Here is a 15,723-nt window from a genome sequence, read left to right on the forward strand (position 1 = left end):
TGTGATCGAAAATTTGCGTAACATCGCCATTATTGCCCACGTTGACCATGGTAAAACTACCCTGGTTGATAAGTTGCTGCAGCAGTCCGGGACCTTCGATGCCCGTACCGAAGCAACCGAACGCGTAATGGACTCCAACGATTTGGAGAAAGAGCGTGGGATTACCATCCTCGCAAAAAACACCGCCATTAAATGGAACGACTACCGCATCAACATCGTGGATACCCCAGGGCACGCCGACTTCGGCGGTGAGGTTGAGCGTGTGATGTCAATGGTTGACTCGGTGCTGCTGGTTGTGGATGCAATGGATGGCCCTATGCCGCAAACCCGCTTCGTGACCAAGAAAGCCTTCGCTAATGGTCTGAAGCCGATTGTAGTTATCAACAAAGTTGACCGTCCTGGTGCGCGTCCTGACTGGGTAGTCGATCAGGTATTTGACCTGTTCGTTAACCTGGATGCGACCGACGAACAGCTGGACTTCCCGATTATCTACGCTTCTGCGTTGAACGGTATCGCGGGTCTGGACCACAACGATATGGCGGAAGACATGACCCCGCTGTATCAGGCAATCGTTGATCGCGTATCACCACCACAGGTTGAGCTGGAAGCGCCACTGCAGATGCAGATCTCGCAGCTGGACTACAACAACTACCTGGGCGTAATCGGTATCGGTCGTATCAAGCGCGGTAAGGTTCGCCCTAACCAGCAGATCACCGTAATCGATAGCGAAGGCAAAACTCGCAACGCTAAAGTCGGTAAAGTTCTGACCCACATGGGCCTGGAGCGTATCGAAGCATCAGAAGCGGAAGCGGGCGACATCATCGCTATCACCGGTCTGGGTGAGCTGAACATCTCTGACACTATCTGCGACCCGCAGAACGTGGAAGCGCTGCCGGCCCTGAGCGTTGATGAACCAACCGTAACCATGTTCTTCTGCGTTAACACCTCTCCGTTCTGCGGTAAAGAAGGTAAGTATGTGACTTCACGTCAGATCCTCGACCGTCTGAACAAAGAACTGGTGCATAACGTAGCACTGCGTGTTGAAGAAACGCCAGACGCCGATGCATTCCGTGTTTCTGGTCGTGGTGAGCTGCACCTGTCAGTTCTGATCGAAAACATGCGTCGTGAAGGTTTCGAGCTGGCGGTATCCCGTCCGAAAGTTATCTTCCGTGAGTTCGAAGGCCGTAAGCAAGAGCCATTCGAAAACGTGACCCTCGACATCGAAGAGCAGCATCAGGGATCCGTGATGCAGGCGATGGGCGAGCGTAAAGGCGACATGAAAAACATGGACCCGGATGGTAAAGGCCGTGTGCGTCTTGACTACGAGATCCCAAGCCGTGGTCTGATCGGTTTCCGTAACGAATTCATGACCATGACTTCCGGTACCGGCCTGCTGTACTCCACCTTCAGCCACTACGACGATGTTCGTCCGGGCGAAGTGGGCCAGCGCCAGAACGGCGTACTGATCTCTAACGGCCAGGGTAAAGCAGTAGCCTTCGCCCTGTTCAGCCTGCAGGATCGCGGTAAGCTGTTCCTGGGTCACGGTGCAGAAGTGTATGAAGGCCAGATCATTGGTATTCACTCACGTTCTAACGACCTGACCGTGAACTGCCTGACCGGTAAAAAACTGACTAACATGCGTGCTTCCGGTACTGATGAAGCCACCACTCTGGTTCCACCACAGAAAATGACTCTGGAGCAGGCTCTGGAATTCATCGATGATGACGAACTGGTAGAAGTGACTCCTCAGTCCGTACGTATTCGTAAACGTCACCTGACTGAGAACGATCGTAAACGCGCAAACCGCGGACCGAAAGAGTAATAACTCGTCGAATCAGTGAGCAAAGGCCGGAGCAATCCGGTCTTTTTTTTGTCCGTTGTTTTCCTGGCTTCACCTGTTCAGCCTCCCGATTTACCGCTAGAGTGAATAACTCAGCGGAACAAAAGGAGAGGGCTATGCTGTATATCTTTGATCTCGGTAATGTCATTGTAAATATTGATTTCAGAAGGGTTTTAGGTGCCTGGAGCGATCTCGGTCGCGTACCGCTGGCCACACTGCAAAGCCGCTTTCATATGGGTGAACCTTTTTTCCAGCACGAACGCGGTGAAATCAGTGACGAGCAGTTTGCGGCGAAAATGTGTGAACAGCTGGATATCGCGCTTGGATTTGAGCAGTTCGCTGTCGGCTGGCAGGCCGTGTTTGTCGGCGTACGCCCGGAAGTGATTGCCATCATGCACAAACTGCGGGAGCAGGGCGATCGCGTTGTCATTTTATCGAATACTAATCGCCTGCACTGCGAGTTCTGGCCAACTGAATATCCTGAAGTTAAAAACGCCGCCGATAAAATTTACCTGTCCCAGGAAATGGGGCTGCGTAAGCCCGATCCTGAAATTTATCAGCGCCTGCTTAATGAAGAAGAAGCCTCCGTGCAGGACGCTATCTTTTTCGATGATAATCTTGAGAATGTTCAAGCCGCACGAGCGTTAGGCATCCACAGTGTCCATGTGACCGATGCCAGCGTTGTACCGGCGTTTTTCTCCGACCGTAGATAGTCATGCGTTTGTTTAGCCATATTCGCCATCGCCTGCATGCTGTCTGGCAGTATATAAAACTGCTGTGGCGGCGTACTGATGAAGACGGCATGACCATGCTGGCGGGGCATCTTGCCTATGTATCGCTACTTTCTCTGGTGCCGCTGGTTGCCGTAGTGTTCGCGCTGTTCGCCGCATTTCCGATGTTCTCGGAGGTCAGCACGCAGATTAAGGATTTTGTTTTCAACAACTTTGTTCCTGCTGCGGGAACAACTATCCAGAACTACCTCGAACAGTTCGTGGCAAACGTCAATAAAATGACCACGGTCGGCGTGGGTGGACTGATAGTCACCGCGTTGCTGCTGATGTATTCCATTGATTCTGCACTGAATACGATCTGGCGTAGCAAAAGAACACGGCCGCTGATCTACTCGTTTGCTATCTACTGGATGATCCTGACTCTGGGACCACTGCTGGTGGGGGCAAGTCTGGCGATCAGTTCTTACCTGCTTTCTCTGCACTGGGCGACGGTGAGCGGCGTTTCCTGGGCAATTGACGTTATGCTGCGCATCTTTCCGCTACTGCTTTCCTGCCTCTCATTCTGGTTACTTTACAGTATCGTTCCTACCACAGAGGTTGCCGCGCGTGATGCGCTTGTCGGGGCATTGGTTGCAGGAGTGCTGTTTGAGCTGGGGAAAAAGTGTTTCGCCCTCTATGTTACGATGTTCCCTTCGTACCAGTTAATCTATGGGGTACTGGCTGTTATACCCATCATATTCCTGTGGGTTTACTGGACCTGGTGTATCGTACTGTTGGGGGCTGAAATCACAGCTTCGCTGGGTGACTACCGTCAGCTGAAACAAGAAGAACAAGAAAAAGAGAACGAGGAACTATGATTGCCTTAATTCAACGGGTGCTTGCTGCCAGCGTGACAGTGGCAGGCGAAACCATCGGGGAAATCGGGCCAGGGCTGCTTGTCCTGCTCGGCGTGGAAAAAGGGGATACCCCTGAAAGTGCGCGTAAGTTAGCCAGTAAGGTACTTGGTTACCGGATTTTCGGTGACGAGAACGACAAAATGAATCTGAACGTTCAGCAGGCGAATGGCAGCGTGCTGGTGGTATCGCAGTTTACGCTCGCTGCCGATACGCAAAAGGGTCTGCGCCCCAGTTTTTCAGGTGGCGCAGAACCGGTAGAGGCCGAAAAACTTTATGAGTACTTCACCACCTGCTGTCGCGAGCAGGGAATAATGACGGAAACCGGGCAATTTGCCGCAGATATGAAAGTGTCACTGGTGAATGATGGCCCGGTAACCTTCTGGTTGCAGGTTTGAAGCAGCTGGCCGAGCGGCAAAGGAACAGCCTGGCGAGCTCAGACAGAGAGAATCATTTTATGTATCACCTCCGGGTTCCAGAGACTGCAGAAGAGTTAGATACCTACTACCAGTTCCGTTGGGAGATGCTGCGTAAACCACTGCATCAGCCCATGGGGTCGGAGCGCGATGCCTGGGATGCGCTTGCGCATCATCAAATGGTGGTCGATGAGCAGGGGAACCCGGTTGCCGTTGGCAGGCTGTACATCAACGCTGATAACGAAGCGGCGATTCGCTTTCTTGCCGTCCATCCTTCAGTGCAGGGCAAGGGGCTGGGAACGCTGGTGGCGATGACGCTGGAATCCGTAGCCAGGCAGGAGGGCGTCAAGCGGGTAGTATGTAGCGCCCGTGAGGATGCCGTTGATTTCTTTTCAAAGCTTGGCTATATCAACCAGGGTGAAATTACTGCGCCGCAAACCACCCCGGTACGCCATTTCTTAATGATTAAACCGGTGGTGACGCTGGACGATATCCTCCACCGTGCTGACTGGTGCGGTCAGCTTCAGCAGGCATGGTATGAACACATCCCCCTTAGCGAAAAAATGGGTGTGCGCATACTGCAATATACCGGGCAGAAATTTGTCACCACCATGCCTGAGACCGGCAATCAGAACCCTCACCATACGCTGTTCGCCGGAAGCCTGTTCTCCCTGGCTACGTTAACCGGCTGGGGTCTGATCTGGCTGCTGCTGCGTGAACGGCACCTGGGTGGGACTATCATTCTGGCCGATGCGCATATCCGCTACAGCAAGCCCATCAGCGGTAAGCCTGGTGCGATTGCCGATCTTGGGTCGCTCAGCGGTGACCTGGATCGTCTTGCCCGCGGCCGCAAGGCTCGCGTACAGCTGGAAGTTGAGCTGTTTGGTAATGATGAATCCGGTGCGGTATTTGAGGGTGTATACATTGTTTTGCCTGCCGATCCCGATGGGCCTCTGGAATCTGGAGGTTCCGGGCAATAGTTTTACTGACTGAAGTCATGCATTCTACTAAGAGCCGATCGAGACGGTCGGCTTTTTTTAGTGTTTTGTTCTGTTTACAAATAGCAGCTATCATTTAAATGAAATTCGATTGATTATCATTATGATAACCTGATAGTTAATTTTTATTTATAACTAAAGTTAAACATAAACTGGTGTTTTTTCAGATATATATGTTGTTTTTTTATGATTTATCTTATTAGGTGAACAAGTAATAAGATTGATTAATATCTGCCTTACATTATTACTTTGATGATGATTTATTGACTTATTGTGCTTGTACTGGCAGTTGAAAAAATCTTTGGTTTTAGTCTTGTTAGTGCTTTTTTTAGGATTTCGTATCGCATTCTTTATTATCAAAATAAACACTATTCTAATTAACTCCCCGCCTTGGTAAATTAAGTGAAGCATGGAAAATGTAATGCAATGTTATTTCTTTAATTCCATATCAAGGATGTAATAAATGAAATTGAACAAAATTCTGATCTCAATGGGCGTGGTTTTGGCTTGTGCATCTACAGCATCATTTGCTGACTATACCGGTACTCCAACCAATGGCACCATTGAATTTAAAGGATCGCTGGTGAATTCAGCATGTGGTCTGGCTGCTAACTCTAGCCCGGTAGTGGTTGATTTTGCTGAGATCACCACTGCGGCTCTGAAAGGCGGAGCAAGGGCTGGTAATGAGAAAAAGAATATTGAGCTTCAGAACTGTGATACCACTGTTGCGCAGCATGCGACCGTGACGTATCAGCCTAACACTCAAAACGTTAGTGACCCATCTCTGGCTGCAATGCTGTCCGGTACCGCAAAAGGCGCAGGTATTGGTTTAACCGATAATGCTGGCCAGGATGTTATCTGGGGCCAGGCATCTTCGCCTGTTAACCTGACTAATGGTAAATCTGTTATTCCATTCATGGCTTATGTTAAAGCAGATAATGCTTCCAGCGCCGTAGAGCCGGGTGATTTTACCTCGCAGATTAACTTCCAGATCGACTATCAGTAAAACTTTAATTATTAGCGCAGAGCAGATTTGTTCTGCGCTAATAATATTGTTGTTCCCAGTAATGGGCAGAGGGAATATGAGTTTTCGCAAATGGATTTGCTACAGCTTGTTTTACATTGCTGGCGGAACAGCTCAGGCAGATGAAGTTAAATACAGTACGCCGGGTGAAGTAATGGTGAAGGGTGAAATCATCGAAGCACCCTGCGAGATTGTGTATCAGGACCGAGAACAATGGATTGAATTTGGGCAGATAACCGCTCAAGATATTATTAGCGGTTCAGGTAACAGTTTGACACATTATTTTCATATCCAGCTAACGGGATGTTCGTTGCAAAGCCAAATCTATCCTGGTGTTTTCTATCGTAGTGCAAAAGTAATTTTTAACAGCGATAAGGTTAGGGAAGGGAACGATCTTATCGGGATTACTGGAGATGCTAAAGGATTTGGGATTCGTCTCAGTGATCGAGACGGAAAAAGGCTGAGATTAGGTGAACCGACCTCCGAGTTTTCTTTAAGCAAAGGTGTCGATACGCTTTACTTTAAAGCAACAATAGTTCCTTTAAATAACAACATAATATCAGGTGAGTTTTACGCAACTGTTAGATTCTTTATGGACTATTTGTAGTTGAAGTCTCGACTAAATAACACTATTGGGACAAGGATGACTACTTTATTAATTTCATGCATATCTTAATTTTTTAGATGTGTGGAAATTGGGATGATAATTTAATGTTATTTTTTATTAAAAGCAGATACAAATTATCCATAGCGAATCTGATATTGTGTTTGATAGCACATTCATCCTTGGCAGCAGATGATGCCGTAGAGTTCAGTGTTGACGCGCTGGATGCTGCCGATCGTGGAAATATTGACCTTTCTCGTTTTGCAGAAACAAACTATGTTGCACCCGCAACATATTTACTGGACATCAAAATTAACGGTCGTTTTTATAAACAAGATAAAGTCACCTATATCGTTTCTCCTGATGCAAAAAGCAAAACGCTGGCGTGCTTAACGCCGAATATGGTTACCGCATTGGCGCTTAAGGAAAAGGCGCTAGAAATGGTGCGTAGAATCGACGATAGTTGCCTTGATATTACCACAATCCCCAGTGCGAAAATTTCTAACCAGGAAGGCACACTGGATATCACTATCCCCCAGGCATGGATGAAATATTCCGATCCTGACTGGACACCACCTGAACGCTGGGATAATGGTGTACCCGGTCTACTGTTGGATTACAGCATCAGCGGGCAAACAAGCCGTCAGATAAAGAATGGATCTGGTTCAAGTACCAGTTTTTCTGCCTATGGTCAGACGGGCATGAACGTGGGAGCCTGGCGTCTACGTGCGCAGTATCAGGGGGACTATTCCGGCAGCGAGCACCAGCATAATTTCGAATTTAATCAGATATATGCCTATCGTCCTCTGCCGATGCAGGCGGCGAAGGTTATTCTTGGTGAAATTTATTCAAACTCAAAAGTGTTTGATACCGTACGCTTTACCGGTATTAATCTGGCCAGCGACGAACGTATGCTGCCTCCAAACCTGCAGGGTTATGCCCCGCAGGTGCGTGGCATTGCAAAAAGTAACGCAAAGGTGACCGTTAGCCAGAGCGGTCGTACAATATATGAAACCACAGTACCGGCAGGTCCATTCAATATAGAGGATCTGAACACATCCGTGCGTGGTGAGCTGGATGTTAAGGTTGAGGAACAGGATGGCACAATAAGCACCTTTAAAGTGAATACCGCCAATATTCCGTATCTTACTCGTCCGGGTTATATTCGCTATAACACCTCTATTGGTCGTCCTTCACAATACAACCATAAATTCCAGGGGCCTGCTTTTTATACCGGTGATTTCTCATGGGGTTTAAGCAACTCGTGGTCGATTTATGGTGGGGTTTTACTTTCTGGGAATAACTATAATGCCTGGTCTACGGGCGTCGGGCGCGATCTGGATATTTTGGGCGCAATATCTGCCGATATTACGCAATCAATAAGTAAATTACCCGGGGAAAGTTCGCAGCAGGGGATGTCCTTCAAGCTTAGCTACGCGAAAACCTTCGATGAATTTAACAGTTCAATTACCTTCGCGGGCTATCGTTTCTCGCAGAAAAAATACAGGACCCAGTCCCAGTACCTGGATGATCGTTACAATGACTATAACAGCACCGGTCGCGATAAAGAGATGTATACGATAACGGGTAATAAAACGTTCTGGGCTGACAATCCGGATAAAATGACTACGGTATTTCTTACCTATACCCACCAGAATTATTGGGATACAAAAAGCCAGGATCGCTATGGCTTATCCGCGTCGCGAACGTTTAGCGTTGCCGGTGTGAATGGTATTACGGCTAACCTGGCGCTGTATCGTTCGACCTATCAGGGCCGTAATGATGACAGCCTGTCCTTCTCGATCTCTATGCCGATTGGCGACAGCCGCTGGGCGGGTTATGACCTGCAGATGCAGGGGCGTAGAAATACACAAATGGCATCGTACAGTGACAACCGCGATTACAACAACCTGTGGCGAATCCGCGCCGGGGCCGATCAGGCCGGTAAAGCTTCCGGTGATGGTTATTACCAGCACCGTGCGGCGATGGCGCAGATCGATACCAACGTCAGCTATCAGCAGGATAACTATATTTCACTGGGCGGCACTGTACGCGGTGGGATCACGGCAACGCGCTATGGTGCAGCAATACATAACAGCTCTGCCACTCAGGATACGGCACGTATTATGGTCGATACCGGTGGTGTGGCTGGCGTGCCTCTTAACGGTAAGCTGGCCAGGACTAACTTCTTCGGGATTGGCGTAGTGCCCGATGTGGCGAGCTATAACAGCTTTGATACGCGTATTGATGTTGATGCGCTGGGTGAAGATGTTGAGGTTTCACATGCGATTACAACATCGACCTTCACCGAGGGAGCGATTGGCTACGAGAAATTTGCGATGTCTCAGGGAGAGAGAGTGATGTCACAGCTGCGCTTGCAGGATGGAACCTCACCGCCGTTTGGTGCCGAAGTGGTGAACGATGATTCGGTGAGTGTGGCGATGGTCATGGATGGCGGAATTGCCTATTTATCCGGAGTTAAGCCTGGAGAGAAACTCTTTGCCGTCTGGGAAGGGAAAAAGCAATGCACTATACAGGTACCGGAAAAGCTAACGCACAAGCAGGCACAAATTTTATTACCATGCCAATAGAATCGTAGCAGGAACGCACTACCTAACAGGATTATTATTATGCGAAAAACTATTGTTACCTTAAATATAGCAACATTAACGGCTGCTTTAGTCGTGGGCATGGGGTCTGCTCAGGCAGGAATTTCTCTCGACCGTACAAGGATGATCCTCACCGGGAACAGTGTTTCTGCCAGTGCAAACCTTTCAAACACCAGCCCGGATGTGCCATTTCTTGCGCAATCATGGGTTGAAGATGCAAAAGGAAATAAAATCACTTCGCCTCTATTGGTGCTACCAGCTTTACAGCGGATTAACGGTGGGCAAAAAGGTGTTATCAGGGTGACTAAAACCAATGGAATTGATGCACTTCCACAGGATCGCGAGAGCCTTTTTTATCTTAATGTCAGAGAAATACCGCCAAAGCCTAAAAAAGCCAACGTGCTTCAGTTATCTATGCAGTCGAGGATAAAATTGTTCTACCGGCCAACGCCAATCATTCCGGATAGTAAAAACGAAGTTTGGCAGAATAAACTGGCCTTTAAAAAAGAAGGGAATAAGTTCGTTGCGGATAATCCAACGCCCTACTTTATAACCGTAATAGGTCTGACAAGAGGTGCCTCTGAAAAAGGGGGGGAACGTCTAACAACCTTCCCGGGAATAATGATACCGCCGAAATCGACGCTAGATGTTCCGGTGACTAATACGAGCGTAAATGAATTTTCGATGATGTATGTCAATGACTATGGTGGTCACCCTGAAATTCGCTATCGCTGTGAGGGGACCATTTGTCATTCTATTCCTGACGATCAGGTAAAAAAATAGCACGGAACGCTGTTTTTTCTGCATATAAAGAGGGATGTAATAATGACCATCCGAACGCTAATTTTGTCAGCACTGATGTTCAGCTGCTGTGCCAGTGCGACGCTTTCTCCTGTTCACCGGGATTTGTATGATGTTGAAGGGCAGAATGGCGTGGTTCATTTTCATGGTGCCGTATTGACTTCTCCCTGCATACTGGCCAGCGAATCTCAGGAGCAGGACGTTGACATGGGTGAGGTTAGCGCCCGATCATTTCGCCAGGAAGGGAGCCGATCTAAACAAGTAATCTTTGTCGTCAACCTGAAGGGTTGTCTCGCTGGTGCGCACGAGTCTCATGAAGATATTCCCGGAAAGATGACCGGGGTAAATGTCAGGTCTTATACGACAGATGAGCGAGTAATTTCTCTCACCTTCGCTGGTGAGTCCGATGGTGCCAACCCCGACCTGCTGATGGTGCGGGGAGGTGTACGAGGCCTTGGGCTTCGTCTGATGGACAGCAAAGGCAGTCCACTTTTCCTGAATCAGACTCAGCATCCTTACCTGCTTTTTCCCGGGGATAATACGTTGACGTTTATGGCTGCTTTAGAGTCAACGCAGAAATATGTAGGTGCCGGGAGCTACTATGGAATGGTTCGTCTGATGGTGGAGTATTTATAATGAGCAAGCGGTGCACCAGGCAAAGCGCATTCCGATTCGGAGCAACGTGCGGGTTATTAATTACCCCTCTTTTATTCCCACTTTCATCGATGGCGTATAATGAAGGTGACATTACGCCGGAAATCGTTGGTGGTTTTAAATATGATGTCCCAATTTCCTCAATGGACTTAATTTCGAATACAGTGGGTACGCAAGTCGTTCGAGACTGGAAAATGGGTGGGCGATATACTGTTGACATCCACTGTAGCAGGCCAATAACGAATCAATCGCGATTTTATACGGCCACTACCACGATGGTTAATTCATCAACCCCAGATTTTCTGGTATTAAATGATTACATCGATGTAAAGGTCGAGGTGTTTATGATCACCGGAATGGGAGCTCAGGGTGATTTTTTCCCAGTACCTTTTACGGGGCGGGCTAACAATGTCCCTGAATCCTGTGTTCCACCATCATCTCATGTTATCAGAGATACAATGTCTGGATCTCAAGGCCGAATAACTTTCGTCATTAAGAAACCGTTAATCAATGGCATGAATCTTGAAGGGACAGAATTAGTTAAGCTGTATGGTCGTCTGGGAGCTACACCGTCGATTAGTTATCCTTTGGCTACGATCACCATTACTTCTGGGATTATTACCGTTCCGGATAAATGCATTATTAATGAGGGACAGGCTATAGTCATTCCCTTTGACGACATCCCCGGGTCCGGGGTTGATGCTAATAATACCAAATACAGGAAGCCCGTCCCCATTCATGTTGAGTGTAAAGGAGGAAGTTTTGATACAGGATTTCTTAATATAAAAATGGGTATTCAGCCTGCGGGTTCAGGGTTGGCAAGTTTTAACCCGGACTATCTTGGTACGACCGGAGCCGGTCTCGACCGCAGTAACCTGGGTGTGGGATTGTGGGATAAGTCAGGGAACCCTGTGTTACCGAACCATTTTTACAATATCGATAATTTTGAAAATAATAAGGGTAACTGGAGCCTGACGGCTTCACCCATTATAAATAAAGGCGCTCAGGTTCCTGAAGGGGATTATGAGTCAACTGCCAGCATTGTTGCAGAATTTCAGTAGGGACGAGTGACATGATGAAACTATGCCGTTGGCTGCTTCCTTTGCTGCCCGCCTTTGCAATAAGCCAGTCGATGGCGGCCACGACTAAAATGGCTGGATTAATCGGTGGGGACCTTAGATTCACCGGTAAAGTTGTTGCGTTACCCTGCGATGTTGCTCCCGGAGATGATAAGGTGCCTGTCGATTTTAAGCAGATTGCGTTAAAGGATCTTGTTAATGATAAAACTACTAAACCGATACCTTTTACTATACATCTGCTTAATTGTAATGCCGTTGTTTTTGAATCAGTAACGATCTCATTTTCAGGTAATGAGAACCCTAAATTACCGAACCGATTGATGATTACACCTGAAGGCGCCGGTGATATGTCAGCCATTGGTGTTGGACTGCAGTTAAAGGACGGCAGCCCTGTCACGCTTAAACAGGCATCCCCGGCGGTTGCGCTTTCTCAGGGAAGTATGAGTCTTGATTTTTTTGCTTTTGTGGAAGCAGATACTGAGGAAATAAAATCGGGTAACGTTGCCTTTGGGCCATTCACCTCCGTTGCGCATTACACTCTGAGCTATCAGTAAACAGATAAGGCCTCGTTGTATGTCTGATATCGTTTCGTTTACCGGTAATAAGGGATTGTTGATTCGGAGACACCATTCGTTACGATATATCCTTTTTTCTCTGGCTTTTCTTTTTTTCGGTTTATTACTGCACTGGTATCAGCCGAATATGGGAGGGAGCGGCCTGGCGCTGCCCATCAATATCATTACGTGGATGACGGTTTGCGTATTTATGATCATCATTGCCGTGTGGCCGTTTCCCTCAGGGCACCTCTCCCTGAAGTTGAGCGCCGCGTCGGGCTGGTTTGTTAGTGGCTTCATGATTCTAATTCTGCTCTCTTTGTGTACCAAACCTGCCTGGCGAGAGAACGCTGCGTTAACCACTATCGGAATGGTGGGCAGCGTATTCTTTTATCTGACATTGCTACAGCTCAGGGTTCGTCCATCTGACACCTGGTTGATGATGACTGCTGTGCTGCTCGGCGTTGTTCTTGAATGTATATTATGCCTGGTACAGTATTTCCATTTACCTGCGGCGCAGTGGTGGGAATTCTCAACGCTTCGATCGGCAAGACCTTACGGTATTTTTCAGCAAATCAATGTACTGGCAAGTTTTGTGGCGACAGGCGTATCGGCGCTACTCTTTCTAAGTTTTTCTTCCCCATACCAGGCTTTGCTTTCACAGGGTAAGCGTGCCTTTTACCATCGTGTTGCCTGTTTCTTCCTGTTTTTACTCTTTGGCCTTGTACTTCAACTCTGTCAGTCTCAGATTGGTTACCTGGCAACCGGTATCGCTCTGCTATGTTACTGCTGCTGGTTTTACCGGCAGGCTGCAAGGCTACTGTGGATTGCTGTGGCTTTAGTCTCGGGCATACTGATCGGTAAACTGATGCAGTTTCTGTTGATGACGCCTGACATCAACCACGTGCAAAGCACTCATATTCGCTGGATATTCATTGTCGATAGTCTGCGCATGTTCATCGAAAAACCGCTATTTGGTTGGGGAGTAGGCGGGTTTGAATATAACTTTCTGCATCGATTTGGTGGGGAAGAAACCTTTGCAGCTCAGGGCACGAGCGCTCATCCTCACAATGAAATTCTGTTGTGGATGGTTGAAGGTGGGAGTCTGGCTCTGCTGGCAATGGCGGCAATAATTGTTGGTGGGGGCATCATTGTTTGGCTGGCTTACCGCAGGAAAAAGCTCCCCCTGCTGGCTATAACGTTTCCGGTTCTGCTGCATATGATGACTGAATACCCCATCTATCAGTCAGCTGCCCACTGGCTACTGTTGTTGATAGTATTGCGCTGTATTGATATTCCTTGCCGTACCTTAAGGGTATGGCCGCCCCTTATATGTAGCGGGCGCGTATTTACAGGGGCTGCGGCTGCGGTATTTGTGATCCTGTTGGCGGGAGCCTTGCAGCTACAGGGTAAGCTGACCGGAATTGAACGAGGAGGCCGGCAGGCAGAACTCTTAGCAACAGCTCATCCAGTCGGTAAAATATTGCTTAACGATCGTTATGACTTTGACCAGCAAATTGGCAACCTGCTGCGTTTCAACCAGTCAGGGGACAGCTACTGGCTGATAAACTTTGAGCACTGGGCACGGCGCTATTCTGGTGTGCACCCCGACGCGAATATTTATGATACAAGGATAAATATCGCCCGGCAGCTTAACGACGTACAACACCAGTTGGTGTTACTAAAGGAAGCTCGCTGGCTGTTTCCTCACGATCCACGGTTTGCCAGCGAGCATTAGTCATCAGTTGCCATTGCGCACTTCGCCATTAACCATCCGCTGTTGCACGGAAGTATCAGCAAAGGTGACGGATAGCGTGGCGTTAACGGTAGGTTTTAACGGTTTATCCTGTTGCAGCAGCGCCTGACCGCTCAGCTGTAGATTGCCTTTGCTCTGCGGAAGCTGTGACCATCCCCAGTTTTGTAACAGATTAAACGCGACCTGGCGGCCATTCAGGGTAAAGGATGTGGCTCTGTCAGATTGTTGGCTTATTTTGGCGTTACCTTCCAGCACGCCATCACCACTAAAAGCGCTCATCTCAGTGAAATTAATATTATTTTCATCTGCGGCCAGGGTGAGCGAAGGATGGCGCAAATCAATGCGATTGAAGGTGGCTTCAGCCGCATTCAGGCTCAGGCTACCTGCCCAAATTCCCCACTGGTGGTTGCGCGCCAGCAGCAGATTACCGCCGGTTCCTTCCAGAGACGTCATCTGGAAAGGGAATGCCGGATCGATATCAATAATCAGATTGCGATTGGCGCTGAATTTCTTAATTTCAACGCTATCCAGCCAGCCCGGTAGCGTTTGAATCCATCGCTCACGCCAGGTTGAGGGAAGCGTGTACTCCAGACCCGCGATAACCACTTCATCCAGGCTTAGCTTTTTATCGCTGCGGTCCCAGTTGCCCTGAGCGCGGATCAGACCGTTAACCCAGCGAGAACTGAACTGTGAAAGCTCAATACCCTGCGGAGAAAAGTCCAGATTTGCAATTGGGTCGTCCAGCTGCAGGCTCCCGTTGACAACGCTACTGGCGTTCATTGCCAGCGATCCGCCATCGCTCTGCCAGTCACCGTGGCTCAGCGTTATATTTTTCAGCACTAAATCCAGATCGGTGACTGCCCAGTCGCGCCCTTCCAGGCGGGCATCGGTGACATCGACTCTGCCCAGCCGTACTTCAGGAAGAGACAACAGGGGTTGTAAAAAATCACTCAGCGTTTTATCACTTTGCAGGCGAATGCTGTTCAGGCGCAGGCTGGAAACCTGCCAGTTTCCGGTCGCATCACGGCGGGCATTTGCCGTCGCTGAGCCACGAGCGATATCTGCACCCAGGTTGCTAATCGTCCATTCTTGTCCTTTCACATTGCCTTCAATGAGCGCATTCGCTGCCGGTACGCCATTCAGCAACAGCGATCCTGCGCTGATCTGGAAGCTTGCCTGGTAGTCCGGGCGAGCAGTTGCTTCCGGCTGCCAGGGAATAATGCCGCCATCCACCTGCTGTGCCTGTAATGACCAGCTATCCTGGGAGCGATTAAGCGCCATCTGGCTAAGCTGGAGCCTGTCGGCTTGCAAAGAAACCGGCGGGGCGCCGTTATTCAGATTTAACGTTCCCTGATTTAGCCGGATGCTGGAGAAATGAAGCGGATTGCTGAACTGTTTAAGACTCAGACCGAGGTCAACGCGTTTAGCGACTAGCGTAGCAGGTTGGCCATCGTGTCCGAAGGCAACGTCATCAAGCCGGAGATGGCTGGGATTAGAAAAGTCATGCTCTATTTTACTCATAGAGAGCTGATAGGCGCTGTCATCACTGATCTGGCGGCTAATCCATCCTGCACCCCACTGTGTTTGCAGCAGCACATAAAGAGCAACGATGACCAGCAGTAACACCAGCAGCAGCGTGAGCAAAACTTTTCCGAGAAATTTCATTGCAACCATCCCGTGGAAAATCGGTAATGGCTTGTTATGCCTGATTTATCGCCGTTTCTCAACCGGGAAGGCACTTACAGGGCGGAAATTATCCGCCCT

General features: G+C 48.7%; 14 protein-coding genes. 13 read left to right on the forward strand and 1 reads right to left on the reverse strand.

The features are described from left to right. The first annotated feature begins 1 nt into the window (after position 1). The 13 genes from typA (at position 2) to AC07U6_RS15645 (ending at position 13,941) form a co-directional block, all read left to right on the forward strand. On the forward strand, positions 2-1,822 hold the full coding sequence (gene typA, locus AC07U6_RS15585; RefSeq protein WP_205067620.1) for a ribosome-dependent GTPase TypA: 1,821 nt from the start codon (positions 2-4) through the stop codon (positions 1,820-1,822). A 134-nt stretch (positions 1,823-1,956) separates the two neighbouring features. Beyond that, positions 1,957-2,553: a glucose-1-phosphatase gene (gene yihX, locus AC07U6_RS15590; protein ID WP_494764342.1), complete on the forward strand. Its 597-nt coding sequence runs from the start codon at positions 1,957-1,959 to the stop codon at positions 2,551-2,553. A gap of 2 nt (positions 2,554-2,555) precedes the next feature. Next, positions 2,556-3,428: a virulence factor BrkB family protein gene (locus AC07U6_RS15595; protein WP_494764341.1), complete on the forward strand. Its 873-nt coding sequence runs from the start codon at positions 2,556-2,558 to the stop codon at positions 3,426-3,428. Next, complete coding sequence (gene dtd, locus AC07U6_RS15600) at positions 3,425-3,862, forward strand: D-aminoacyl-tRNA deacylase (RefSeq protein ID WP_494764340.1); 438 nt, start codon at positions 3,425-3,427, stop codon at positions 3,860-3,862. The genes AC07U6_RS15595 and dtd overlap by 4 nt, the downstream gene beginning before the upstream one ends. A 59-nt stretch (positions 3,863-3,921) precedes the next feature. Continuing rightward, positions 3,922-4,860, forward strand: a complete 939-nt coding sequence (gene fabY / locus AC07U6_RS15605; RefSeq protein ID WP_494764339.1) for a fatty acid biosynthesis protein FabY — start codon at positions 3,922-3,924, stop codon at positions 4,858-4,860. Positions 4,861-5,341: 481 nt separating this feature from the next. Then, positions 5,342-5,884 (forward strand): fimbrial protein, encoded by a 543-nt coding sequence (locus tag AC07U6_RS15610; RefSeq protein WP_494764338.1) that lies wholly within the window; start codon positions 5,342-5,344, stop codon positions 5,882-5,884. Positions 5,885-5,960: 76 nt separating this feature from the next. Next, the gene (locus AC07U6_RS15615) at positions 5,961-6,509 is read left to right on the forward strand and encodes a fimbrial protein (RefSeq protein WP_494764337.1); all 549 of its coding nucleotides are present in this window, start codon (positions 5,961-5,963) and stop codon (positions 6,507-6,509) included. 104 nt (positions 6,510-6,613) lie between these two features. Beyond that, entirely contained in the window at positions 6,614-9,097 is a 2,484-nt protein-coding gene (locus AC07U6_RS15620) for a fimbria/pilus outer membrane usher protein (RefSeq protein WP_494764587.1), read from the forward strand. A 39-nt stretch (positions 9,098-9,136) separates the two neighbouring features. Next, complete coding sequence (locus tag AC07U6_RS15625; RefSeq protein WP_494764336.1) at positions 9,137-9,898, forward strand: fimbrial biogenesis chaperone; 762 nt, start codon at positions 9,137-9,139, stop codon at positions 9,896-9,898. 42 nt (positions 9,899-9,940) lie between these two features. Beyond that, a complete protein-coding gene (locus tag AC07U6_RS15630) occupies positions 9,941-10,552 on the forward strand; it encodes a fimbrial protein (protein WP_494764335.1) in 612 nt (203 codons plus the stop codon). Then, positions 10,552-11,631: a fimbrial protein gene (locus AC07U6_RS15635; RefSeq protein WP_494764334.1), complete on the forward strand. Its 1,080-nt coding sequence runs from the start codon at positions 10,552-10,554 to the stop codon at positions 11,629-11,631. Before AC07U6_RS15630 ends, AC07U6_RS15635 begins: the two co-directional genes overlap by 1 nt. 11 nt (positions 11,632-11,642) lie before the next feature. After that, positions 11,643-12,203 carry a fimbrial protein gene (locus AC07U6_RS15640; protein ID WP_494764333.1) on the forward strand — a complete coding sequence of 187 codons (561 nt, stop codon included), beginning with the start codon at positions 11,643-11,645 and terminating at the stop codon, positions 12,201-12,203. A gap of 19 nt (positions 12,204-12,222) precedes the next feature. Continuing rightward, positions 12,223-13,941 (forward strand): PglL family O-oligosaccharyltransferase, encoded by a 1,719-nt coding sequence (locus tag AC07U6_RS15645; RefSeq protein WP_494764332.1) that lies wholly within the window; start codon positions 12,223-12,225, stop codon positions 13,939-13,941. Positions 13,942-13,944: 3 nt separating this feature from the next. Here the strand turns inward: AC07U6_RS15645 and AC07U6_RS15650 are convergent, their stop codons facing one another. Next, positions 13,945-15,624 carry an AsmA family protein gene (locus tag AC07U6_RS15650; RefSeq protein WP_494764331.1) on the reverse strand — a complete coding sequence of 560 codons (1,680 nt, stop codon included), beginning with the start codon at positions 15,622-15,624 and terminating at the stop codon, positions 13,945-13,947. Positions 15,625-15,723: the final 99 nt, after the last annotated feature.

Source organism: Erwinia sp. GW821-FHT03D09 (genome assembly GCF_059420805.1).

Bases quoted from the DNA above. Each gene is read 5' to 3' on its own strand.
- yihX (WP_494764342.1), top strand. From the start codon at position 1,957: ATGCTGTATATCTTTGATCTCGGTAATGTCATTGTAAATATTGATTTC.
- AC07U6_RS15595 (WP_494764341.1), top strand. From the start codon at position 2,556: ATGCGTTTGTTTAGCCATATTCGCCATCGCCTGCATGCTGTCTGGCAG.
- dtd (WP_494764340.1), top strand. From the start codon at position 3,425: ATGATTGCCTTAATTCAACGGGTGCTTGCTGCCAGCGTGACAGTGGCA.
- fabY (WP_494764339.1), top strand. From the start codon at position 3,922: ATGTATCACCTCCGGGTTCCAGAGACTGCAGAAGAGTTAGATACCTAC.
- AC07U6_RS15610 (WP_494764338.1), top strand. From the start codon at position 5,342: ATGAAATTGAACAAAATTCTGATCTCAATGGGCGTGGTTTTGGCTTGT.
- AC07U6_RS15615 (WP_494764337.1), top strand. From the start codon at position 5,961: ATGAGTTTTCGCAAATGGATTTGCTACAGCTTGTTTTACATTGCTGGC.
- AC07U6_RS15620 (WP_494764587.1), top strand. From the start codon at position 6,614: ATGTTATTTTTTATTAAAAGCAGATACAAATTATCCATAGCGAATCTG.
- AC07U6_RS15625 (WP_494764336.1), top strand. From the start codon at position 9,137: ATGCGAAAAACTATTGTTACCTTAAATATAGCAACATTAACGGCTGCT.
- AC07U6_RS15630 (WP_494764335.1), top strand. From the start codon at position 9,941: ATGACCATCCGAACGCTAATTTTGTCAGCACTGATGTTCAGCTGCTGT.
- AC07U6_RS15635 (WP_494764334.1), top strand. From the start codon at position 10,552: ATGAGCAAGCGGTGCACCAGGCAAAGCGCATTCCGATTCGGAGCAACG.
- AC07U6_RS15640 (WP_494764333.1), top strand. From the start codon at position 11,643: ATGATGAAACTATGCCGTTGGCTGCTTCCTTTGCTGCCCGCCTTTGCA.
- AC07U6_RS15645 (WP_494764332.1), top strand. From the start codon at position 12,223: ATGTCTGATATCGTTTCGTTTACCGGTAATAAGGGATTGTTGATTCGG.
- AC07U6_RS15650 (WP_494764331.1), bottom strand. From the start codon at position 15,624: ATGAAATTTCTCGGAAAAGTTTTGCTCACGCTGCTGCTGGTGTTACTG.